The 21,213-nt window shown below is 50.5% G+C and carries 24 protein-coding genes and 1 other RNA gene; 8 read left to right on the top strand and 17 right to left on the bottom strand.

The window, feature by feature from the left end; all coding sequences use genetic code 11:
- Positions 1 to 9: 9 nt before the first annotated feature.
- The 4 genes from mraZ to rsmI all read right to left on the bottom strand — a co-directional run bounded on the left by mraZ (position 10) and on the right by rsmI (position 3,524).
- Positions 10 to 462: a division/cell wall cluster transcriptional repressor MraZ gene (gene mraZ, locus EOE65_RS12600; protein ID WP_127694670.1), complete on the bottom strand. Its 453-nt coding sequence runs from the start codon at positions 460 to 462 to the stop codon at positions 10 to 12.
- Positions 463 to 783: 321 nt separating this feature from the next.
- Positions 784 to 2,079, bottom strand: coding sequence for a Na+/H+ antiporter NhaC family protein (locus tag EOE65_RS12595; RefSeq protein ID WP_127694669.1), 1,296 nt, complete (start codon positions 2,077 to 2,079; stop codon positions 784 to 786).
- Positions 2,080 to 2,296: 217 nt separating this feature from the next.
- Positions 2,297 to 2,650: RNase P RNA component class A (rnpB, locus tag EOE65_RS12590), an RNA gene on the bottom strand.
- Between the two features lie 37 nt (positions 2,651 to 2,687).
- Positions 2,688 to 3,524, bottom strand: a complete 837-nt coding sequence (gene rsmI / locus EOE65_RS12585) for a 16S rRNA (cytidine(1402)-2'-O)-methyltransferase (RefSeq protein WP_127694668.1) — start codon at positions 3,522 to 3,524, stop codon at positions 2,688 to 2,690.
- Between the two features lie 34 nt (positions 3,525 to 3,558).
- Between rsmI and EOE65_RS12580 the strand changes: the two genes are divergently transcribed.
- From EOE65_RS12580 to EOE65_RS12565, 4 genes are read left to right on the top strand one after another with little or no spacing between them, the layout of a single operon-like run.
- Positions 3,559 to 5,397: a penicillin-binding protein activator gene (locus tag EOE65_RS12580; RefSeq protein WP_127694667.1), complete on the top strand. Its 1,839-nt coding sequence runs from the start codon at positions 3,559 to 3,561 to the stop codon at positions 5,395 to 5,397.
- A 2-nt stretch (positions 5,398 to 5,399) separates the two neighbouring features.
- Complete coding sequence (locus EOE65_RS12575) at positions 5,400 to 5,759, top strand: YraN family protein (RefSeq protein ID WP_127694666.1); 360 nt, start codon at positions 5,400 to 5,402, stop codon at positions 5,757 to 5,759.
- A 17-nt stretch (positions 5,760 to 5,776) separates the two neighbouring features.
- Positions 5,777 to 6,364, top strand: a complete 588-nt coding sequence (locus EOE65_RS12570; protein WP_127694665.1) for an SIS domain-containing protein — start codon at positions 5,777 to 5,779, stop codon at positions 6,362 to 6,364.
- 4 nt (positions 6,365 to 6,368) lie between these two features.
- Positions 6,369 to 6,953: a BON domain-containing protein gene (locus EOE65_RS12565; RefSeq protein WP_127694664.1), complete on the top strand. Its 585-nt coding sequence runs from the start codon at positions 6,369 to 6,371 to the stop codon at positions 6,951 to 6,953.
- A gap of 6 nt (positions 6,954 to 6,959) precedes the next feature.
- Here EOE65_RS12565 and EOE65_RS12560 read toward each other — a convergent pair whose 3' ends face one another.
- The 13 genes from EOE65_RS12560 to EOE65_RS12500 form a co-directional block, all read right to left on the bottom strand.
- Positions 6,960 to 7,361 carry a ClpXP protease specificity-enhancing factor gene (locus EOE65_RS12560; protein ID WP_127694663.1) on the bottom strand — a complete coding sequence of 134 codons (402 nt, stop codon included), beginning with the start codon at positions 7,359 to 7,361 and terminating at the stop codon, positions 6,960 to 6,962.
- Between the two features lie 56 nt (positions 7,362 to 7,417).
- A complete protein-coding gene (locus EOE65_RS12555) occupies positions 7,418 to 8,050 on the bottom strand; it encodes a glutathione S-transferase N-terminal domain-containing protein (RefSeq protein WP_127694662.1) in 633 nt (210 codons plus the stop codon).
- A 103-nt stretch (positions 8,051 to 8,153) separates the two neighbouring features.
- The gene (locus EOE65_RS12550) at positions 8,154 to 8,918 is read right to left on the bottom strand and encodes a cytochrome c1 (protein WP_127694661.1); all 765 of its coding nucleotides are present in this window, start codon (positions 8,916 to 8,918) and stop codon (positions 8,154 to 8,156) included.
- Positions 8,918 to 10,165: a cytochrome b gene (locus EOE65_RS12545; RefSeq protein ID WP_127694660.1), complete on the bottom strand. Its 1,248-nt coding sequence runs from the start codon at positions 10,163 to 10,165 to the stop codon at positions 8,918 to 8,920. Before EOE65_RS12545 ends, EOE65_RS12550 begins: the two co-directional genes overlap by 1 nt.
- Positions 10,165 to 10,764 (bottom strand): ubiquinol-cytochrome c reductase iron-sulfur subunit, encoded by a 600-nt coding sequence (gene petA / locus EOE65_RS12540; RefSeq protein WP_127694659.1) that lies wholly within the window; start codon positions 10,762 to 10,764, stop codon positions 10,165 to 10,167. The genes EOE65_RS12545 and petA overlap by 1 nt, the downstream gene beginning before the upstream one ends.
- A 259-nt stretch (positions 10,765 to 11,023) precedes the next feature.
- Entirely contained in the window at positions 11,024 to 11,416 is a 393-nt protein-coding gene (rpsI, locus tag EOE65_RS12535; protein WP_127694658.1) for a 30S ribosomal protein S9, read from the bottom strand.
- 11 nt (positions 11,417 to 11,427) lie between these two features.
- Entirely contained in the window at positions 11,428 to 11,856 is a 429-nt protein-coding gene (gene rplM / locus EOE65_RS12530) for a 50S ribosomal protein L13 (protein ID WP_127694657.1), read from the bottom strand.
- Positions 11,857 to 12,027: 171 nt separating this feature from the next.
- The gene (gene zapE, locus EOE65_RS12525) at positions 12,028 to 13,143 is read right to left on the bottom strand and encodes a cell division protein ZapE (RefSeq protein ID WP_127694656.1); all 1,116 of its coding nucleotides are present in this window, start codon (positions 13,141 to 13,143) and stop codon (positions 12,028 to 12,030) included.
- A 93-nt stretch (positions 13,144 to 13,236) separates the two neighbouring features.
- On the bottom strand, positions 13,237 to 13,947 hold the full coding sequence (locus EOE65_RS12520) for an LrgB family protein (RefSeq protein WP_127694655.1): 711 nt from the start codon (positions 13,945 to 13,947) through the stop codon (positions 13,237 to 13,239).
- The gene (locus EOE65_RS12515) at positions 13,947 to 14,300 is read right to left on the bottom strand and encodes a CidA/LrgA family protein (protein ID WP_127694654.1); all 354 of its coding nucleotides are present in this window, start codon (positions 14,298 to 14,300) and stop codon (positions 13,947 to 13,949) included. Before EOE65_RS12515 ends, EOE65_RS12520 begins: the two co-directional genes overlap by 1 nt.
- Positions 14,301 to 14,302: 2 nt before the next feature.
- Positions 14,303 to 14,890, bottom strand: coding sequence for a TMEM165/GDT1 family protein (locus EOE65_RS12510; RefSeq protein WP_127694653.1), 588 nt, complete (start codon positions 14,888 to 14,890; stop codon positions 14,303 to 14,305).
- A gap of 22 nt (positions 14,891 to 14,912) precedes the next feature.
- Positions 14,913 to 15,437: a molybdenum cofactor biosynthesis protein B gene (gene moaB / locus EOE65_RS12505; protein ID WP_127694652.1), complete on the bottom strand. Its 525-nt coding sequence runs from the start codon at positions 15,435 to 15,437 to the stop codon at positions 14,913 to 14,915.
- A gap of 24 nt (positions 15,438 to 15,461) precedes the next feature.
- Positions 15,462 to 16,436 carry a serine/threonine protein kinase gene (locus tag EOE65_RS12500; protein WP_127694651.1) on the bottom strand — a complete coding sequence of 325 codons (975 nt, stop codon included), beginning with the start codon at positions 16,434 to 16,436 and terminating at the stop codon, positions 15,462 to 15,464.
- A 112-nt stretch (positions 16,437 to 16,548) separates the two neighbouring features.
- Between EOE65_RS12500 and EOE65_RS12495 the strand changes: the two genes are divergently transcribed.
- From EOE65_RS12495 to cysQ, 4 genes are read left to right on the top strand one after another with little or no spacing between them, the layout of a single operon-like run.
- Positions 16,549 to 17,457, top strand: a complete 909-nt coding sequence (locus tag EOE65_RS12495) for a UTP--glucose-1-phosphate uridylyltransferase (RefSeq protein WP_127694650.1) — start codon at positions 16,549 to 16,551, stop codon at positions 17,455 to 17,457.
- Between the two features lie 3 nt (positions 17,458 to 17,460).
- Positions 17,461 to 19,095: a glucose-6-phosphate isomerase gene (gene pgi, locus EOE65_RS12490; RefSeq protein WP_127694649.1), complete on the top strand. Its 1,635-nt coding sequence runs from the start codon at positions 17,461 to 17,463 to the stop codon at positions 19,093 to 19,095.
- Positions 19,095 to 20,378, top strand: coding sequence for a nucleotide sugar dehydrogenase (locus EOE65_RS12485; protein WP_127694648.1), 1,284 nt, complete (start codon positions 19,095 to 19,097; stop codon positions 20,376 to 20,378). The genes pgi and EOE65_RS12485 overlap by 1 nt, the downstream gene beginning before the upstream one ends.
- Positions 20,366 to 21,196 (top strand): 3'(2'),5'-bisphosphate nucleotidase CysQ, encoded by an 831-nt coding sequence (gene cysQ, locus EOE65_RS12480; protein ID WP_127694647.1) that lies wholly within the window; start codon positions 20,366 to 20,368, stop codon positions 21,194 to 21,196. The genes EOE65_RS12485 and cysQ overlap by 13 nt, the downstream gene beginning before the upstream one ends.
- The last annotated feature ends 17 nt before the right edge of the window (positions 21,197 to 21,213 follow it).

The following is a 21,213-nucleotide window of genomic DNA, read 5'->3' as shown; positions in this document are numbered from 1 at the left end:
CCAATCTGTTTACAGCGAAAGCGTCGCTAACGCTTCAGGAATCGTGGTGCTGCCGACATCTTCCAAGTAGCTATCGCGAGTTGCGTTCCATCGATCTTCATCCCACACCTCGAACTTACGGCCCTGTCCAAGTAAAATGATGCGCTTTTCAAGCCCCGCATACTCTCGAAGCGGAGCAGGCACAAGCACACGCCCGCTTTTGTCCATATCAAGATCGGTTGCATGACCAACCAGCAAGCGCTGCAGGCGTCTTGTCATCGGATCGAAGCTAGGTAGCGCATCTATCTGGCGCTGAATCTTTTCCCATTCGTCGGTTGGGTAGAGCAGTAAGCAGCGCTCCTCGGTATCGATGGTCATCACTAAGTGGCCAGCACATTGATCGGCAATCTGGTCACGATAACGTGCCGGGATCGCCATGCGCCCCTTCACATCAAGGTTGACCTGATTTACGCCCCGAAACATGAATCACCACTCGCTCGCCACTCGACGACCAAAATAAGACACAAAAACCCACAATTCCCCACTACGACACACTATAGAAACTAACCCTATCTAATGCAAGGCGATACCTCGCGCAAAACCAACGACTACGCGACCTGCAAAGAAGCTCAGATAGAAAAGTTCTTGTGAGTTCAACGCATTAGGGAAATGCTAGGAGAGCACGAGATCCAAAAACAAAGCGGGGATTTTTTTCAGCGTATTGATGAACCCAACACCGATATAGAGAAAGCGGCGCAGCTGCGTGATTGCAACTGCGTTTTGACAGGCACGAACGCCCAATAATTAGTGCTTAGGGCGCCCAATCGCGATAGAGATAACCGCAACAACAGCCAGCGCCGCGCAGTAGTAAATCGAACCCACCAGCGCAAGCGGAGAGAGCTTCGCGATAGACGCTGCAAGCAATACCTGAGCACCGTACGGAATAAAACCCTGCACAACACAGGCAAAGATATCCATCAAACTCGCACTGCGACGAGGGTCAACCCCATAACGCTGTGCTAGATTCTTCGCAACATGCCCAGTGAGCACGATCGTAACAGTATTGTTTGCCGTAGCTAAGTTGGTTAAGCCAACAACCGAGGCGATACCTAGCTCGCCAGCTGCAGCTGGTCGGCGCCGCGCAGGCACCAGACGCTCAACAAGCTCGCAGATATACTCTAAACCGCCACGCGCTTGCACCAAAGCACCCAGCCCCCCAATAAACATAGAGAGAATCATGATCTCCTGCATGTTCGTAAAGCCTGCGTAGGCATCCTTGGAAAGCACCGCAAAACTGTAATCAGGGACCAGTAAAAAGCCTGTAAGGCCTGCTGCCAAAATACCAATAAACAACACAACCAGAACATTAACACCAGCCAGCGCCAAACCAAACACCAACAAATAAGGCAGCGCCAAGAAGCCATTTGTAAGCTCCGAAACCTCAACTGATTCGGCGTCACCAGCCACCGCTAATAGAGCGACCGTGATCAATGCTGCGGGAAGCGCCAACTTGAAGTTAAGTTTGAACTTATCGCGCATTTCGCAGCCCTGTGTCCGCGTTGCTGCGATAGTAGTATCGGAGATGATCGATAAGTTATCCCCGAACATAGCACCGCCAATCACCGCCCCCATCGCGATTGGCAAATCCAAACCCCCTGCCTCAGCAACACCCAGCGCAATCGGCGCAACCGCCGCGATTGTGCCCATCGAGGTACCCATTGCCGTTGCTATGCCCGCACTGACAATAAACAGCCCTGGCAACACCGCCCACTCAGGAACAACAGACAACCCTAGCGCCACAGCCGCATCAACACCACCAATAGCTTTGGTCACGCTCGCAAAGGCACCAGCCAACAAGTAGACAAGTACCATGGTGATAATGGTGCTGTGACCCATCCCTTGAACAAAGTCATCCAACCGGCGTGTCAAACTACCTTCTGCTAACAACACCGCTAATGCGATCGCGGGAATAATCGCCACGGGGGCTGAGATTTGATAAAAAGCAAACTCGACGCCTTGGTTTTGGTAGTACAGCCCACTACCGACAAACATCGCCAAAAAAAGCCCTAACGGCAGCAGCGCCACAGGTGAAGATCTCATTACATAACCTCTTAGTACTCAGAAACCGCGCAAAACGCAGCCGGTAATTATACCAAAGTCTAACCACGTAAAAAGAGACCAGCACAGGAACGTTTATTCCATTTAAGAATAAAGCAATACAAAAGCTTTAAGGGCACCAATGCTCAGCACTCGATAAGGCAAAAATGCTATTTAAATAGGGGGGGAATAAAAAGAGTAAATCGAAGAGTTTGAAGAAAACCTGAGTCCGCCTATAAGCCGGGTTCTGTAATAGACAGCCATTCATCTAGGGTGCACATCGCTATGCACCTCCAGCAACCTACCCGGATCCAGTGCGGGTCACACCTAGCGGATCCCTATTTGGTCTTGCTCCCAGTGGGGTTTACCATGCCGTGGAATGTTGCCACCCACGCGGTGCGCTCTTACCGCACCCTTTCACCCTTACCGTCATCTTGCGATGCTTAGGCGGTCTACTCTCTGCTGCACTTTCCGTCGACTCACGCCGCCCAGACGTTATCTGGCACCTTACCCTGTGGAGCCCGGACTTTCCTCCCTTCCACAAATGTGGAACAGCGACTGTCCGGCGGACTCAGGGCGCAAAGAATACCAGCATATAGCGACAGCGCAACTTATTTACGCTCAAGCGCCACTTGGTACAGTTTGTTTTTCTTGTAACCTGTAATTTTTGCAGCCAGTGCAGCCGCCTGTTTAACAGGCAGCTCCTCCAGCAACACATCAAGTGTTTTCAACGCGGCCGCATCAATATCTTCACTTACCTGCGCTTGAACACCCTGCACCAACACGACAAACTCACCTTTCTGCTGATTTGGATCTGCCTCAACAAAAGCGATCAGCTCTTGTAATGCTGCACCATGAATAGTCTCAAAGGTTTTAGTGAGCTCTCTGGCAAGCACCACATATCGATCGGCACCCAATACCTGTTGCATGTCACTCAGTGATTCCACAATGCGATGGGTTGATTCATAGAACACTACAGTTCTAGGCTCATCGACAAACTGCTCAAGAAACTGTTGGCGATTACTCTTCTTAGCCGGTAAAAAGCCCTCAAAGATAAAACGATCGGTCGGCACGCCCGCGGCACACATCGCAGCGATGACCGCGCTACATCCCGGGACAGGAACCACCTTAAAGCCCGCCTCCCGGACGGCGCGCACAACGATAAAGCCCGGGTCGGAAATAAGTGGCGTACCAGCATCCGAGATTAACGCAACACTCTCTCCGGCAGCCAGCTTATCGATAATCGTTTGCTGGCGCTGGCGTTCATTGTGATCATGCACTGATATCATCGGAGTTTTAATGTTAAAGTGCGCCATTAAACGGCTACTATGGCGCGTATCTTCCGCCGCGATAAGAGCAACGGACTGCAAAACCTCCACCGCTCTGGGTGACATATCATTTAAGTTTCCGATTGGTGTCGCCACAACAAAAAGAGATGCGTCCGCCATTTTAATTCCATCCATATTCAGGGTGCTAAAGTATATGACGAATGTGAAACGCCTGTCTCTCACTGTTGTAGTTTCAAGCTTGTTTGCTGGCTGCGCCGCGCCGCCAACCACCTCGCCCACTGTTTCACAAAGCAGCGCAATCGAAATAGCAGACTACGATAGCGAAGTGCAAGCCCTGCTGCGCCGCGCTGATATCGAGCAACCGATCGCAGCCGCTGAATTAAAACTACGCGCAGCAGAGCGTTTGGTTACACAAGGCCAGCCAGAGCAAGCAGCCAAGGTACTGGCAGATGTTGATACATCTAACCTGCCGCCAAAGTTGCGCTTTGACATCATTCGTATTCAAACCGAGCAAGCACTGAATAATCAGCAAGGCGAGCAAGCCTTGAGCTATTTAGCGTATATGCCATCGCTTAGCACTCTTCCGCCGGAAGACCTGGCGATTTCAGAACAGCTCTATATCGATGCATACCAACTCAGTGGGCAAGCGCTTGAGCAAGCCCATATCCTCATCGATAGCACACAATATATCCAAGATGAGGCGCAACTGCGTGATCTGCATGAAAAGATCTGGATCGCACTGCAACAAGTGGATGACGCTGCGCTTTTCGCAGCAATACAACAACCAAATAACGACTATGTTTTCCAAGGCTGGCTTGAGCTCGCGGCCGCCACACGTGCAAACAGCGGCAGTGATATGGACAGCTGGCTGGCCATATGGGAGGCTCACCCTGCAGCGCTTTTCCTGCCCTCACCCCTACTTGATAGCTCGACACCACGCGCAGGCGGAGATGCCATCGCAGCCAATCGCATAGGCGTGCTGCTGCCACAAAGTGGCAGACTCGCACAGGCAGCCAATGCGATTAAGCAGGGAATCATTACCGCACACCAAGCAGCCCAGCAAAATGGTTTTGCTCCTGAACTCGCCTTTATCGACAGCAGCACACTGAGCACGCCGCAAGCGATCTTCGACGCAGCAGCCCAGTACAATGTTGACATGCTGATTGGGCCGCTCGATAAGAGCAAAGTGACCGAACTCAGCCAAATGGACCAGCTACCACTCCCTGTGCTTGCTCTAAACTACGCGGATAACGGCGCATACAACCTCTATCAGTACGGCCTATCCGCCGAAGATGAAGCCAAACAAGCAGCAATTAAAGCCATTAATGATGGAAAGCGAATCGCCCTAGTACTCACGCCTGATACCGATTGGGGGCAGCGCTCACAACAGGCTTTTATCGAGCAGTTTACTGAGCTTGGCGGACAGATCGCTGATGCTGCTAGCTTTACCGCAGCTAACCTTAACCAAACCATCGCCACCCTTTTACAAGCGGATCAGAGCCAAGCACGCGCCAAACAGCTGCGCAAGATCACGGGCTTAAAGTTCGAGTTTGAAGAGCGTAGCCGTCAAGACGCCGATGTACTTCTGCTCGCAGCAAGAGCACAGGACGCGCGCTTAATAAAACCGGTCATGGCCTACTATTTTGCTGGCAAGTTACCGGTGTATGCGACCTCTCAGATCTATGGCGGCACACCAAATTCACAGCGCGATGTTGACCTGAACGGCATCACGTTTGGTGAGATGCCGTGGGTAATGCTACCGCCAAGCACCATTCATCAGCAGATCGCGGCGCAACACAGCAACGCGAACTCACGTTTCGGACGTCTCTATGCGATGGGAGTTGATGCTTTCAATTTGCACCCCTATTTGCAGCAGCTCAGCAACGAACCGAATAGCGAACTGCCTGGCGAAACCGGCACGCTATCGGTTAATCCTCAAAATCAAGTATCACGCAAGCTGGTGTGGGCCACCTTCAATCAAGGCGTACCCCAACTACCAAGCAGCAGCGATGCACCAACCAATCTAGAGTAACCATGAATCAGGGACGACCAAACGGCAAGGATGCCGAGAATCATGCAGCAGCATGGCTGGCCGAGCGAAATATCATCATTTGTCACCGTAACTACCACTGCAGATACGGAGAGATAGATCTCATTGGCCTTGATGCAGACACGCTTGTTTTTTTTGAGGTTCGCTATCGGAGTAATCAACGCTACGGTGGCGCGGCAGCATCGGTTAACTATGCTAAACAAGCCAAACTCATCAAAGCTGCATCGCTTTACCTTGCTGCATCGCCGCAATACGCAAACCATGTGTGCCGGTTTGACGTAATTGCCTATGAAACCCCTGAACTGAGTCAGCCATTGTGGTATAAAGACGCCTTTAGAATATGACGCTGGATCACGCCTGAATGGAACTAGAAGACAGAATTATTAACCTGTTCCACAACTCGATGGACACCAATGCCCACACCATCGAGCAATACACTCCTCTGATTGCTCATGCGAGTGAGCTGATGCTCGCGACGCTTGCATCTGAGCTCAAAATTCTGTGTATCGGTAATGGCGGTAGCGCTGCTCTAGCGCAACACTTCAGCGCACTTCTTCTAAGCCGCTTTCGCAATGAGCGCCCAGGCCTACCCGCTCTCGCACTCGGTGCCGATAGCGCAGCATTGACAGGCGTTGCAGAGGAAAGCAGCTTCAGCGATGTGTACTCAAAACAAGTACGCGCATTAGGGCAACCTGGCGACATCTTGCTTGTTGTCTCCAGCCAAGGAAAATCTAACAGCCTCGTTCAAGCGGTTCAGGCAGCTCACGATCGAGAGATGTCGGTGATTGCAATAACCGGCGGAGATGCGTCAAATATCTCCGCACTTTTGCGCCCTGATGAGGTCGAAATCAGCGTTCCATCAGAAGACAACGCAATGATCTATGGCGCTCACGTGCTCATTCTTCACTGTTTGTGTGACCTTATTGAATTCCAACTCTTTGGAGCTTAGCAATATGAACAAGAAAGTTCTCAAGCCTCTCACTGTAATCTGCTTGCTTAGCACTCTGGCAGGATGTTCGAGCATTATCAGCGCAACGCGAGAAGAGCCGATCAGAGAAGATGCCGGCAGCCGCACGATGGGAGCCTATGTTGAAGATGAACTTATAGAGAACAAAATACTAGTCAATCTCAGCAAAGGCTCTACAAGCGTCAAAGAAGCACATATTGGCGTTACCAGCTACAACGGTGTCGTTCTTTTAACAGGACAAGTGCCAAGTGAAGCAGCTAAGTCAGAAGCAGAACAGATCGCGCTAGCTACTCAAAAAGTACGCAAAATTCATAACGAGCTTGAGATCGCCGGCCCAACCTCTACGATCATGCGTACCAACGATGCCTACCTCACTAGCCGAGCTAAGCTACAATTGCTCGCTGATGAGAGCGTGGAAGGTGGCCGCATCAAAGTGGTCACTGAAAATGGCTCAGTTTATTTGATGGGTCTTGTAACGCGAGAGGAAGCCGAGAAAGCGATCAATATCGTTCGCACTATTCCCGGCATTCAACGTATCGTTAAAGTCTTCGAATACATCTCTCAGCGTTAAGCTATATTATTTTACAACCTTAAGGGCCGGTCTACTGCTTTGCGGCGGGGTCGGCTCCGGGGGTGTCGGCTCTGGCTGAAGCTCGTACAGATCCGCACCCGGCTCCATACCAAATCCCATACCAGCCCCTGACTCCCGTGCATAGATAGCCAACACAGCAGCCATCGGAACATACACGTTCATCGGTACACCACCAAAACGCGCGCTAAAGCTGATAGCGTCATCATCTATCATCAAGCTTTGAACCGCGCTAGGACTGATGTTTAAGATAATCTGTCCGTCGGAGATAAACTGCTCGGGCACCATTACGCCTGAAACCATTGCGTCCACGGCAATATGAGGGGTTTCATTTGCATCGACCACCCACTGATGCAATGCTCTTAACAAGTAAGGACGGCTTGGATTCATATCGCCTCCAAAATAAAAAGGGATGACATGTCATCCCTTCTGGAAAAGACCTGCTCTTAGTCGCGCATTTCGCGCTCAGCATCCGAGAGGCTCTCGCGGAATGCTTCACGATCAAAAATACGCGCCATGTAATCTACCAAGTGTGGACACTGCTCTTCTGTAATCTCTACACCGAGTGCTGGCAAACGCCACAACAAGGGTGCTAAGCAGCAGTCAACGAGCGTAAACTCTTCACTCATGAAGAATGGCTTCTCACCAAAGATTGGCGAAACCGCAACCAAGCTATCACGCAACTCTTTCCGCGCCTCTTCTACTTCCTCGTCAGTGCCTTGATCGGCTACTAGGAAGTCTACCAGCTTGCACCAATCCTTCTGGATACGGTGCATGTACAAGCGACTCTCAGCTCGAGCCACAGGATAAACTGGGAGAAGTGGAGGATGCGGGAAGCGCTCATCTAAGTACTCCATCATGACATTCGGCTCATATAGCACCAATTCACGATCAAGCAACGTCGGTAGACTATTGTAAGGATTTAGCGCGGCAAGATCCTCTGGCAAGTCCTCTACACGACTATCGATTACATCTACCGCAACCCCTTTCTCAGCCAGCACAATACGTACACGATGACTGTAATGGTCAGAGCCATCCGAGTAGAAGGTCATGGAGGAACGTTTAGCGACTACTCCCATCAAGAAATCCCCGTTTCACTTTCTTTAATAACGAAACAAGCACGGCCTGCAAAAGACAGGCCGTGCACAATGAACTGATTTTAACAGATATTATCTGTCAATATCAGTGCACATCTCTCCAGTACTCTTTCTTCAGCGCTAGCGCGATAAAGAAGAAGATGAAGAGGAAGATCAATACATTTGTACCGATACGGTGTGAATCCAATTTCGACGGCTCACCCATGTAAACCATGAAGTTTACAAGGTCGTAGATTGTCTTATCGAACTCTTCCGGAGTTTGCTGACCTTTCGCTGTGATTGAGAAGCAACCACCCATCTCCAGACCAGTCAACGGATCAATCTTACGCTCGCTATGAAGCAATTCTTCTGGTGTACAGTTCAGAGTTTGAACACCTTGCAGATACTCCAACACGTTCGGCATACCCACATCAGGGAATACTGTGTTATTTACACCCCATGGACGGCTCTCATCTTTATAGAAGCCGCGCAGGTATGTATACAACCAGTCAGCGCCACGCAAACGCGCTTCCAAAGTAAGATCTGGTGGCGGATTACCGAACCACTTACCAGAATCTTCCTTCGTCATCGCAATCGTCATTTGCTCACCTACTTTTTGGTCGCCCAAAAGCAAGTTTTCTTCAGCAAGCTCAACAGGAATACCCAAATCGTTTGCTGCACGCTCGTAACGCTGATAACCCGCAGAGTGACAACCTAAACAGTTGTTCACAAAAATCTGCATACCGCGCTGTAAGGATGCTTTATTGTGTAGATCAACATCCATATGATCCAACGGAACACCCGCACCACCCGCTGCAAAACCTGTTACAGGAAGCAGTGCCATAACAAAAGCCACTAAATACTTTTTCATTAGCCTGTCACCCTTTCTGGAACTGGTTTAGTTTTCTCCATCTTCGTGTAGAACGGCATGAAGAAGAAGTAAGCGAAGTAAAGGGCCGTACAGATCTGCGCAACTAGAGTACGTGTCGGTGTAGAAGACACAACACCCAAGTAACCTAGAATCACGAAGCTTACTGCGAAGATCAACAACCAGACTTTACTCATCCAGCCTTTGTAGCGCATTGATTTTACAGGGCTACGATCCAGCCAAGGCAGAACGAACAGGATAGCAATCGCTGCACCCATCACCACAACACCAGGGAACTGAGAACCAGCAATAGGTGGAATAGCACGTAGCATCGCGTAGAACGGCGTGAAGTACCATACAGGAGCGATGTGTGGTGGTGTTTTCAGTGGGTTAGCAGGCTCGAAGTTAGGTGCTTCGATAAAGTAACCGCCACCTTCTGGGAAGAAGAACACGATCGTACAGAAGACGAACAAGAACACAACTACACCAACAATATCTTTGACCGTGTAGTAAGGATGGAATGGGATACCGTCACGTGGGACACCGTTCTCATCTTTGTTCTCTTTGATCTCGATACCGTCTGGGTTGTTAGAACCCACTTCGTGCAGTGCAATAATGTGCAATACAACCAGTGCCAGCAGAACAATCGGCAATGCGATAACGTGCAAAGAGAAGAAACGGTTTAGTGTAATACCAGAGATCAGGTAATCACCACGAATCCACTCTGCCAACTCAGGGCCAACAAATGGAACTGCTTGGAACAGAGATACGATTACTTGAGCACCCCAGTAAGACATTTGTCCCCATGGAAGCAAGTACCCCATAAATGCTTCTGCCATCAGCGCTAGATAGATCGTCATACCGAAGATCCACACCAACTCACGCGGCTTACGGTAAGAACCGTACATAATGCCTCGGAACATGTGTAGATAAACAACGGCGAAGAACGCTGAAGCGCCTGTAGAGTGCAGGTAGCGCAACAGCCAACCATACTCAACATCACGCATAATATATTCAATTGAAGCAAACGCACCTTCAGCAGAAGGGTTGTAGCTCATTGTTAGCCAGATACCTGTAACAATCTGGTTAACAAGCACAAGTAACGCCAGCGAGCCAAAAAAGTACCAAAAGTTAAAGTTTTTTGGCGCATAGTACTTAGAAAGGTGGTCTTCCCACATTGCAGTTGCTGGGAAACGATCATCGATCCACCCCATCAAACCGCCATTTCCTTTATTACGGTTACCGGCCATTATGCAGTCTCCTGATCCACACCAACGATGATGATGTCATCACCCTCAAATTTATAAGGAGGAATTACCAAGTTCGTTGGCGCTGGCGAGCCTTTCATAACTCGACCAGAAAGGTCAAAACGTGACCCGTGACACGGACAGTAGTAACCACCTACCCAATCCTCGCCCAAATCTGCTGGTGCAACCTCAGGACGATATGTCGGCGAACAGCCCAAGTGCGTGCAAATACCTACCAAAACTGCCACATCCGGACGAATAGAGCGCATTGCATCTTTGGAAACGTAAGCTGGCTGCTGCTCAACCGCAGAGTTCGGATCTGCTAATTTGCTCGCATCCAAGTTCTTCAGATTTTCTAGCGCTTCTTCCCCGCGGCGCACGATCCAGACTGGCTTACCGCGCCACTCAACGATCATTTGCTGACCAGGCTCTAGCTTGCTGATGTCAGCTTTCGCTGGTGCACCGGCAGCCTTCGCTTTAGCACTTGGACTCCACGAAGCTACGAATGGGACTGCTGCTCCAACGGCTCCGACTGCACCAACGGCAGACGTAGCACCAATCAGGAGACGGCGCCGACCCTTATTCACGCCCTCATTGCTCATCAAGTTTCTCCCCCTCAATTGACTAGGCTACTTACTCACGAAGTAGTCGCCAGCCACTCAGTATAAAAAACCAATAAAATCCGGTTCTTGAAAATGGCCCAAATAGTAATGAAAATACCCTTATCTTACAAGGTGAAATACAGCCCTCTGAGCACCTATAAGACTAAGTATTGACCTGATCCAGACCCAAAAAAAAACGCCCGCCCCAATAGAGGCAAGCGTTTCCTTGATAATCGTACCAGCAGGGGCTGGCAGCCGATTAGCGCTTCGAGAATTGTGGCTTTTTACGTGCTTTACGTAGACCCACTTTCTTACGCTCAACTTCACGAGCGTCACGCGTAACGAAACCAGCTTTACGTAGTGATGGACGCAGAGTTTCGTCGTATTCCATCAGTGCACGAGTAATACCGTGACGAATAGCACCAGCTTGGCCGAAACCGCCGCCGCCTTTAACTGTTACGTATACGTCAAACTTCTCTAGAGTTTCTGTAAGCTCTAGTGGCTGACGAACGATCATACGCGCTGTTTCGCGACCGAAGTAAACTTCGATAGTACGATCGTTAATAGTGATGTTACCTGTACCTGGACGCAAGAAAACACGAGCAGTAGACGTTTTGCGACGACCTGTACCGTAATACTGAGTTGACATAATCTACTATCCCCTTAGACGTTCAGTTCTTTTGGTTGCTGAGCCTGGTGTGGGTGTTCTGCACCAGCGTATACTTTCAGCTTAGTGTACATCGCACGGCCTAGAGGACCCTTTGGCAACATACCTTTAACTGCAAGCTCGATAACTTTTTCAGGCTTGTTCTCGATCATGATTTCGAAGTTAGCCTGTTTCAAACCACCTGGGTAACCTGAGTGGCGGTAGTACATTTTGTCTGAACGCTTGTTACCAGTAACAGCAACTTTTTCTGCGTTGATTACAACAATGTAGTCCCCAGTATCTACGTGAGGAGTGTATTCTGGCTTGTGCTTGCCGCGTAGACGACGGGCAATTTCAGTAGCCATACGACCCAGAGTTTTGCCCTCTGCGTCAATCACATACCAGTCGCGTTTAACTTCGGCTGGTTTAGCAACAAAAGTAGTCATCGATTGTTCGCCTTTCTTTAAACTAAGCCTAGCAATTAAAAATAATTACCGACTTACCTTATAATTATTGGTTGCCTATCGAATTTTGAGAGACAACTTACGAATACCCATATTTGGGAGCGCGCATTATACACAGACCATACAGCTTGTGCGAGCATTAATTACCCGAAATTAAGCTTTATGGGCGCGAGCCAAATACTCGTGAGACTGCATCTCTAGAAGACGGCTTTGCGTACGCTCGATCTCAAAGTTCAGGCGACCATCAGTATAAATTTCGTGAATCGGTGCTTGCGCCGAGAGAATCAGCTTCACACCGCAGTCGTAGAACTCATCGACCATATTGATAAATCGGCGTGCCGCATCATCGTTACTGCGCCCTAGCTGAGGAACATTGGATACTAGAACAGCGTGATAAACCTTAGCCAGCTCAATGTAGTCGTTTTGCGAGCGCGGCCCTTCACACAACTCTTTAAAGTCAAACCAGATCACATCCTCGCATGAACGACGCGATTGAATACCACGGCCATTAACTTCAACAATCTCAGCATCAACCGCCTCATCAAGATCAGGCGATAGGCTCTCGAAGCTAGTATTCAAGCTCGCATCCGCTTGGCTATCCAATGGGTAGTGATATAACTCCGCCTGCTCCAATGCACGTAAACGATAATCCACTCCGCCGTCGACGTTAACAACTTCAGTGTGCTTATTCAGCAATGCAATAGCAGGTAAAAAACGAGCACGCTGTAAGCCATCTTTGTAAAGGCCATCGGGAACAATGTTAGAGGTCGCAACTAACGAGACTCCGTTCCCAAACAGCTTCTCAAATAGCCCGCCTAAGATCATCGCATCGGTAATATCTGATACAAAGAACTCATCAAAACAAATGATGCGCGCTTCTTCGGCGTACTGTTCAGCGATTGTATCGAGTGGATTTTTTGTTCCATCGAGGGCTTTAAGGTCTGCATGAACACGCTGCATAAAACGGTGAAAGTGGGTCCGCATCTTACGCTCGATTGGAAGGCTATCGTAAAACGTATCCATCAGATATGTTTTACCCCGCCCGACACCGCCCCAAAAATAGAGCCCCTTCACAGGTTCAGGCGCTTCTGCTTTACGGAAGCGGCTTGTAAATTTGCCCAGCACCGATGCTTTAGGCTGCGGCTGATTCTCTTGCGCAATGAGATCATCGAACAAGCGCTGTAGATGTTTTACAGCAGTCTCTTGAGAGGGGTCATACGAGAAGTCGTCTCGTTGCAGATCCTTTTTATAACGCTCTAGCGGTGTCATAAAAGCGAAGCACTCCACACATATCGCTGTTCAGAAAAGAGGCCGCACTTTACCGATTAGCCCAACATTTGGCAAATCAACAAAAGGCGTACTCTATAAGAAGCCAAGCCACTCTAAGCTAAATGGCAACAGAAACGCGGTAATCACACCGGTCAATCCCATTGCCAATCCAGAGAAAGCGCCCGCTTTGGCACTAATACCAAAAGCATAGGCGGTACCCATACCATGCGCAGTGACGCCGATAGCAAAGCCTTTCACTTCATCATCTAGGCCACCTAACAGTTTGAATACCCAAGGCGCAAATGAGCCACCCAACGCTCCGGTCACCAAAACAAGCCCTGCAGCCAACGAAGGGTATCCACCTATTTTTTCAGCCACACCAATCGCGATCGGCGAGGTAACCGACTTCGGCGCTAAAGACATCAAAACCGCATGTGGTAGCTCAAATAGCCAGCCAATAAGGAGTACAGAAACGACCGCCACTCCTGCTCCGATCAATGCGGCAGCAAATAAAGGAAACCACATACGCTTGATGCGCTCTGCGTGATCTACCAGAGGAACCGCCAACGCGACCGTCGCTGGGCCTAACAAAAAATGGATAAACTGTGCTCCCTCGAAGTAACGCTCATAACTCGTGCCGGTCAGCAGCAAAAAAATGATGATAATCGACAGCGAAAGCAGAACCGGGTGCAAGAAAGCCGAGCCACCCATACGTCGATTGAGTTCCATACTAAATGCAAACACTGATAGCGTCACAATGAGCCACAGCAGCGGAGAGGCAGAGAAATAGACCCAAAAATCCATTAATGACGCCCCTCTTTAGAGCGCATCAGAAAACGCAGCAAACCTGCGACAACCAGCAATGTAATAAACGCACTAACCGATAACGCCAGCACTAACGCTAACCAATACTCGGCTAGATACTCCAAATGCACCATCAGGCCAACACCCGCCGGCACAAACAGTAACGACAAGTGCTTCAAAAGACCCTCACTGAACAAACGCAGCTGCTCAGGTACGTGCCCAAAAATGAGCAGTGCAAAAAACAGCAGCACCATACCCACAACGGGCCCCGGCACCGGCGCATCTAACGCCATGACAAGCACTTCCCCGCACAGCTGAAAAACCAGCAGTATGAGCAAACCTAAAAAAAGCATCCTTACACCTCTGCGTGAAACGACGTCCAACCTTTAAATAGCGCCAACACCCCAAACAGGATAAACAAAGCGCCAGCGATGCGATGCACCCAAAGTAGCGAGATGCGCTCAGCTAGCCGGTTGCCTAATAACGCGCCCAAAAGCGTCGTACCAACCAATGCAAGACTAGCCCCCAGCCAAACAGAAAACGCACTCGATTGGGTCGCAAGGGTTGCCACCATCAGCTGCGTTTTATCACCAAACTCGGCGATAAAAATCGTCATGCCTGCAGCCAAGAACACACTTGAGCCGACGCTGGCGGATTCTTCAGTTCCGTCTTCATCATCAACTCGTAAAGCTGCAATACCAAAGCCGATGAAAGCCAAGCCTGCCAGCACCGCGGCGACCCATGTCGGTATCCAAGTAGCCACCACAGCTCCCGCCAAGACTGCAACCAAATTGAGTACTAGGAAGGCAACAATGGCACCACTAACAACGGGGAGGAGACGGTAGGTTGCGGCCATAGCCACCACCACGAGCTGGCTTTTATCGCCAAACTCAGCCAAAAAAACGAGCGACAGCGCTTCAGCCAGCTCGGACAAATTCAACATCTTGATTTCCAACTAAGCGGTACTAACCGCGACGGCGTACCATCTCGACAAAATTGCAAGGCTTGTGACGACTATCTAGCTGCTCAGAGATGATACGTCCCCACGCAGTACGACACGCACCGGTCGAACCTGGAATACAGAAGATCAGAGTTCGATTAGAAACACCCGCAATCGTACGCGATTGAATCGTCGAGGTTCCGATCTCCTCATACGATACGGCTCTGAACAGCTCGCCGTAACCAACAATCTCTTTATCAAACAGCGGCGCTACTGCCTCAGGCGTGCTATCGCGAGAGGTAAAGCCCGTTCCACCGGTAATCAACACGGCGTGCACCGCATCATCCGCGACCCATTGAGCAACAATGGCGCGAATTTTATACATATCATCCACGACGATTTCGCGCCTAACCACATCGTGTCCATCAGCTTCAGCAGCCTGCTGTAGATAGTCGCCAGAGGTATCATTTTCAGGTCCCCGAGTATCGGAAACCGTTAAAACCGCTAAGTTAAGGGGTTGTCGCGCGTCGCTGTCGTTCGCATGAGCCATGTTTTTATCCTCAAGTCACTAAAACTACTGGCCGCCAAAAAGGATAGGCTTATCCATCGCTAACAGCAGTTGCTTTAAGTCGTTATTATGGGTCTTCCAATCCCCGGGTTGAAACCAAGGGAACGCTTGCTGAAACACCGGCTCAGCCCAGCGCCGGCCAATCCAAGCGAGGTACTTTACCATTCGTACAGCCCGCAAACCATGCAACATCGGTAGCTCACTACGAGGAAACTCTCGGTATTGCTCATAACCTTCTATGACTTCGGACAGCTGCTGGCGCTGCTCAACTTCCGTACCTGAGAGCAACAAGAAGAGATCTTCAATGGCAAAACCCATACGCGCATCATCAAAGTCGAGTAGCTTGATCCCATCGGCCACCAGCATGTTCCCAAGATGCAGATCGCCATGGATCACTAACGACTGTGCAGCCATCGCTTGCTCAGCCAGCACCGCTCCAATCTCAGCGACTATCTGGCGAAAGTCAGCCTGCTGAGCGGTCGGCACCCAGCACTCGAGCAGATAGTTTGCAGAGGTTTGCAACTGCTCAAGCGGCATAAGTGCATGGCGTGCTGCGAATCGATAGGGTTCGGTCCAAGCATGTAACCGACCGACCAACTCACCAATAGCATACAGCGAATCCAAGTCTTCCAAATTAGGCGCTTGGCCGATAATTTTTGGATAGAGCGCAACATCAAAACCAGCCTGCTTAACCAAAGCGCTGCCGTTCTCTCCTATTAGCGGTGCTACCACCGGCAAACCTGCTTGCGATAGCGCAGCTAGCAAGGAGGCCTCCTCTTCAATTTGCGCCAAAGCCCAACGTCCGGGACGATAAAACTTGGCGATTAAGGCACCACCCTCTTCTAGCCCCACCTGATAAACACGATTTTCGTAACTATTTAGCGGATAGCAGCGGCCATCACTGTAATAACCCTGCTGCTCAATCGCATCTATCACAACATCAGGCGTTAATGCCTCGAATACATTTTGCTGACTATTCATACACCGTTATCATATCCGTCATTCGGGGCATGCTAGTATACAACCCAACCGCTATTCATCTAGGCACCACTGTAAACTTGGCCTAATCGCTTTAGAATGGAGTCCGCAATCGATGCCAAAGCTCACAAAAGTCGTAATACCTGTTGCAGGCCTCGGCACCCGTACATTGCCTGCGAGCAAAGCGATTCCTAAAGAGATGCTGACGGTTGTGGATAAACCGGCTATTCAGCATGTTGTCGAAGAGGCGGTTGCTGCAGGGTTTACCGAGATTATCCTTGTAACCCGCAGCGGTAAAAGCGCCATCGCTGACCATTTCGATTCTCACTCAGAGCTAGAGCAAATATTAGAGAGCAAAGGCAAGTTAGAAATCCTAGCGAGCATTCGTCGCCTGCTACCGCACGGCGTATCTCTGTGCGCAATACGCCAGCCCGAACCCAAAGGCTTAGGCGATGCAGTACGCTGCGCAGCACCCTTAGTTGGACAGGAAGCCTTTGCAGTGATGCTTCCTGATATGCTTATTCACCACCCCAGTAATGTAAACAGCACAGACCTGTGCGGAATGCTCGCACGTTACCATCACCAAAACTCACCACAAGTGATGGTCGAGGCGGTCGCTGAAGCGAACGTAGTCCACTACGGCATTATCGCCACATCACAACCTAGCCAATCGAGCTGGCCGCAAACTCTGAAGATCAAGCAGATCGTTGAGAAGCCCTCTCACCAAGATGCGCCATCCAATCTTGCCGTGATGGGCCGTTACATTCTGCCGCCGGAAATTTTTGCCATCTTAGAGAACACCCCTCCCGGAGCCGGTGATGAAATACAGCTAACTGACGCCATCGCACAACTGTTAAAATCAACCACCACGGAAGCTTACCTGATGCAGGGTAAAACCTACGATTGTGGTAACAAACAAGGCTTGCTGCGGGCAAACTTGATCTTTGGCCTTAACCACACCAGCGAAGGCCAAGACTTCCGCGCGTTCGTAAGCGATATTATTTCTCAATCAGGTGGAGAGTAAGGATTGACCATTACATCAAGCTCATCTTGGCAGACACTGCAAGATCATGCACAACAGATGCAACACAGCCACCTGAAAGAACTGCTGCTCGACGAAAGCCGCTTCAAGACCCTAAGCTTTGCCCACGGCCCGCTACTGATTGACTTTTCAAAGCAACGTATCGATCAGCACACGCTCAAACACCTAGTGGAGCTTGCAAAGACCGCAGACTTGCCGGGCTGGATAACACGCCTATTCAACGGCGACCCAATCAATACCTCTGAAGCTCGGCCAGCATTGCATACTGCGCTGCGTGAGCAAGCGCAAACATCACTCGAGGTGGGCGGGCATAACATTATTCAAGATGTGCAAACCAACCTGTCTCGCATGGAGAAAATTGTCGAGCGCATCCATTCAGGCCAGTGGCGCGGTTATGCGGGGGAGCCAATCGACACCATAGTCAATATTGGCGTGGGAGGCTCGGACCTTGGCCCTTATATGGCATGCAGCGCTCTGCGAGGTGCACGCGTCAACGCCGGGCGCCACTTAAAAGTGCACTTTGTATCCTCTATGGATGGCAGTGAGCTGGCCGACATTTTAGGCTCTTTGAACCCAGCCACCACGCTCTTTATCGTTTCATCCAAGTCATTTACCACTATTGATACGCTCAGCAATGCCCATACAGCGCGAAAGTGGCTGCGCGATGCCAGTGGCGTCAACGACACCATCATCAACCGCTGCCACTTTATTGGGATCTCAGCTAACCCAGCGAAAATGTCCAGCTGGGGGATTGCCGACGATAACCAGCTCGAGTTCTGGGATTGGATTGGCGGACGCTATTCCATGTGGTCCGCCATTGGCTTGCCCATCGCTCTGCGCATCGGCATGGATGGTTTTCGCGAGATGCTGCAAGGCGCACACTCCATGGACCAGCATTTCCTCTCTGCGCCACTGAACGAAAATCTGCCCGTTTTGCTGGGTTTGATCGGCGTTTGGAACGTGAACTTTCTCGATATTCACGCGCATGCCATTCTTCCCTACGATGGCCGTCTCATCCATCTGCCCGCCTACCTCGAACAGCTCGAAATGGAGAGCAACGGCAAAAGCGTTAACCGCGTCGGTGAGTCACTCGATTACCGCACCTGCCCAGTACTGTGGGGTGAAGTCGGCCCAAATGCGCAACACGCGTTTTATCAGCTGCTGCACCAAGGCACTGAATCGGTGATGTGCGACTTTATTGTCTCAGCACGCCGCTATGAAAAGACCGACAACGAAAGCCTGCGTTCACAGCACACCCTGACGCTAGCGAACTGCCTTGCGCAGTCTCGTATTCTTGCGATTGGTAGCGCTGTTCAACAGAATGATCAGCCCGTTCCAGGTCACAAGCAGTACCACGGCAATCAGCCATCGACAACTCTGCTACTCGATGAACTAACGCCCTTCTCCTTCGGAAGCTTGATCGCCCTTTACGAGCACAAAGTTTTTGTACAGTCCGTCATTTGGGATATCAACCCGTTTGACCAGTGGGGTGTTGAACTCGGCAAAACGATGGCAACCTCACTACTTAAGCCTCTGCAGCATCAAGCGAGCGACTCCGAGTTTGACCCATCCACCCATGGCCTTATGCGCCACATCCATCAGCAACAGGAGCGCTCGTAATGGAACTGACAATTTGGGGACAAGAGCTGGTCGGCTGGGTGGCCGCAGCGGTGCTAAGCCAGCAAGGGCATAATATCTATTGGGTTACCGAGCAGACCGATGCTGACATTTTGTCGTTACTCGACAGCACAACCATCAATGAACCCCAACTCAAGGCGCTCGTTCAAGAGGGCAGCCAATCCGGTAACATTGGCCTCATAAGCCCACAGCAGGCTTTAGGTAACGACCGCCACCTATTTGCTCTGGCCGCAAACGAGTTACTGCTCGCAAAGAGTTATGTCGCGCAGATTGCCGCGTTCAATGATGATAACCGAGTCCATATCATCAATATGAGCCACTTTGGCGTCGGGAGCAGTGATGATCTGCAGCGCCAGTTCCCGGAGCAAAGCGCCAGCATTGTGAGCTACTTTGCTGAAAACATGTCTGAAGGCGAAGCCATCAGCCAATTTGCCTCGCCCTCCGCGATCACGTTCGGCTGCCACGCCTCATGGGCTACCAAAGACTTTCGCGCGCTACTGGGTACACTCATTGCTCCTAGCACTGAGTTTTTCGAAGTCACCCCTCGCGAGGCAGAGCTAACTAAATTTGCGATTACCGGCATGCTGGCACTACGTATCGGGTTTATTAATGAGATGGCCAACCTCGCTGAACAACTTGGCGCCGATATCGATATCATCCGCCGCAGCATGGGCGCAGATCAGCGTATTGGCCCGCACTACTTAGCGCCGGGTTGTGGCTTTGGTGGGGGCAATTTCTCCCGTTCAATCCGCGGCTTAGCGAGCTTGTTGGAGCGTAATCAGCAATCTGCGCTGCTTGAAACCGTGCTTGAAGAGAACGAGAAACAGAAAGAGCTACCCTTTCGTCGCCTTTGGCAGTACTTCGATTGCAACCTCAAGGGCCGCACCATCGCCATCTGGGGCGCATCATTCAAACCGGGCTCAGCATCCATCGATGGAGCGCCTAGCATCCGCTGTATTGATGCCATTATTGCGCAGGGCGCCCACGTACAGGTACATGACCCGGAAGCGCTCGAAAACGTGCGTAGCCACTATCAATACCACCCGCAAGTTCACGCGACCGATAATAAACTCGAGGCGCTGCGGAACGCCGATGCGTTGCTATTGCTAACAGATTGGCCAGAGTATCTAGACATTGATCATCACGTAGTAAAAAGCGAACTGATCACCCCCCTGATTATCGATGGCCGTAACATGTTTGATTATCAAACCATGCGCGATAGCGGTATCGACTACTTCGGAGTAGGTAAAACATGCGCGAACTAGACATACCTATCCATGACGTCTGCCAACTGGCACAGCAGGCAGGCGCGGCGATCATGACGATCTACGAGCAAGGCTTTGAGGTAACAACAAAAGCCGATAACTCACCACTGACAGAAGCCGACTTAGCATCACACCAAATACTTGAGTGCGGATTGCAACAATTAACGCCAAGCTTTCCGGTGTTATCTGAAGAGTCATCAGCTACCGCTATTGCGCAGCGCCACAACTGGCAAACCTTTTGGATGCTGGATCCGCTAGATGGCACAAAGGAGTTCGTAAACCGCAACGGCGAGTTCACCGTCAACATTGCATTGATTCATAAAGGCGACCCGGTATTCGGCGTTGTTTATGTACCTGTTACCAAGGAACTGTATTGGGGCGGCGAAAGCTATGGTGCTTGGCGGCAATTCGACAACAAAAGCCCCACGGCGATTAGCGTGCGTGAGCCTCAAACGCCTCCTATTGTGGTGGGTAGCCGCTCCCATTTAACGGATGAAGTTAAACAGTTTATTGAGCAAATACCGGCAGCGGAACTCACGTCCATTGGCAGCTCATTAAAGTTTTGTTTGTTAGCACAAGGCCAAGCAGACCTCTACCCAAGACTAGGCCCGACGTCCGAGTGGGATACCGCAGCAGCAGACGCCGTATTAAGAGGTGCAGGTGGACAGGTGATTGACTTAAATACGCAGCAAGCGATGCGTTATAACCAACGAGAGACGCTGCTTAACCCTAACTTTGTTGCCTTCACAGCGCGCGGAACATGGTGGGGTGCACTGCTTTTGGCACATACTCGCTATCAAGAGCGCAACGGCCTTTAACCGCTGCGCCCAACCAA

It is taken from the genome of Neptunomonas marina (genome assembly GCF_004005935.1).
Lineage (GTDB): Bacteria > Pseudomonadota > Gammaproteobacteria > Pseudomonadales > Balneatricaceae > Neptunomonas > Neptunomonas marina.
Note: the sequence above shows the minus strand (reverse complement) of the source record. Positions and strands in the feature narration are given on the sequence as shown.

What these genes read in the sequence shown, in the direction of transcription:
- mraZ (WP_127694670.1), bottom strand. Translation starts at nt 462, where the DNA reads ATGTTTCGGGGCGTAAATCAGGTCAACCTTGATGTGAAGGGGCGCATG.
- EOE65_RS12595 (WP_127694669.1), bottom strand. Translation starts at nt 2,079, where the DNA reads ATGAGATCTTCACCTGTGGCGCTGCTGCCGTTAGGGCTTTTTTTGGCG.
- rsmI (WP_127694668.1), bottom strand. Translation starts at nt 3,524, where the DNA reads ATGGCGGACGCATCTCTTTTTGTTGTGGCGACACCAATCGGAAACTTA.
- EOE65_RS12580 (WP_127694667.1), top strand. Translation starts at nt 3,559, where the DNA reads ATGACGAATGTGAAACGCCTGTCTCTCACTGTTGTAGTTTCAAGCTTG.
- EOE65_RS12575 (WP_127694666.1), top strand. Translation starts at nt 5,400, where the DNA reads ATGAATCAGGGACGACCAAACGGCAAGGATGCCGAGAATCATGCAGCA.
- EOE65_RS12570 (WP_127694665.1), top strand. Translation starts at nt 5,777, where the DNA reads ATGGAACTAGAAGACAGAATTATTAACCTGTTCCACAACTCGATGGAC.
- EOE65_RS12565 (WP_127694664.1), top strand. Translation starts at nt 6,369, where the DNA reads ATGAACAAGAAAGTTCTCAAGCCTCTCACTGTAATCTGCTTGCTTAGC.
- EOE65_RS12560 (WP_127694663.1), bottom strand. Translation starts at nt 7,361, where the DNA reads ATGAATCCAAGCCGTCCTTACTTGTTAAGAGCATTGCATCAGTGGGTG.
- EOE65_RS12555 (WP_127694662.1), bottom strand. Translation starts at nt 8,050, where the DNA reads ATGGGAGTAGTCGCTAAACGTTCCTCCATGACCTTCTACTCGGATGGC.
- EOE65_RS12550 (WP_127694661.1), bottom strand. Translation starts at nt 8,918, where the DNA reads ATGAAAAAGTATTTAGTGGCTTTTGTTATGGCACTGCTTCCTGTAACA.
- EOE65_RS12545 (WP_127694660.1), bottom strand. Translation starts at nt 10,165, where the DNA reads ATGGCCGGTAACCGTAATAAAGGAAATGGCGGTTTGATGGGGTGGATC.
- petA (WP_127694659.1), bottom strand. Translation starts at nt 10,764, where the DNA reads ATGAGCAATGAGGGCGTGAATAAGGGTCGGCGCCGTCTCCTGATTGGT.
- rplM (WP_127694657.1), bottom strand. Translation starts at nt 11,856, where the DNA reads ATGACTACTTTTGTTGCTAAACCAGCCGAAGTTAAACGCGACTGGTAT.
- zapE (WP_127694656.1), bottom strand. Translation starts at nt 13,143, where the DNA reads ATGACACCGCTAGAGCGTTATAAAAAGGATCTGCAACGAGACGACTTC.
- EOE65_RS12520 (WP_127694655.1), bottom strand. Translation starts at nt 13,947, where the DNA reads ATGGATTTTTGGGTCTATTTCTCTGCCTCTCCGCTGCTGTGGCTCATT.
- EOE65_RS12515 (WP_127694654.1), bottom strand. Translation starts at nt 14,300, where the DNA reads ATGCTTTTTTTAGGTTTGCTCATACTGCTGGTTTTTCAGCTGTGCGGG.
- EOE65_RS12510 (WP_127694653.1), bottom strand. Translation starts at nt 14,890, where the DNA reads ATGTTGAATTTGTCCGAGCTGGCTGAAGCGCTGTCGCTCGTTTTTTTG.
- moaB (WP_127694652.1), bottom strand. Translation starts at nt 15,437, where the DNA reads ATGGCTCATGCGAACGACAGCGACGCGCGACAACCCCTTAACTTAGCG.
- EOE65_RS12500 (WP_127694651.1), bottom strand. Translation starts at nt 16,436, where the DNA reads ATGAATAGTCAGCAAAATGTATTCGAGGCATTAACGCCTGATGTTGTG.
- EOE65_RS12495 (WP_127694650.1), top strand. Translation starts at nt 16,549, where the DNA reads ATGCCAAAGCTCACAAAAGTCGTAATACCTGTTGCAGGCCTCGGCACC.
- EOE65_RS12485 (WP_127694648.1), top strand. Translation starts at nt 19,095, where the DNA reads ATGGAACTGACAATTTGGGGACAAGAGCTGGTCGGCTGGGTGGCCGCA.
- cysQ (WP_127694647.1), top strand. Translation starts at nt 20,366, where the DNA reads ATGCGCGAACTAGACATACCTATCCATGACGTCTGCCAACTGGCACAG.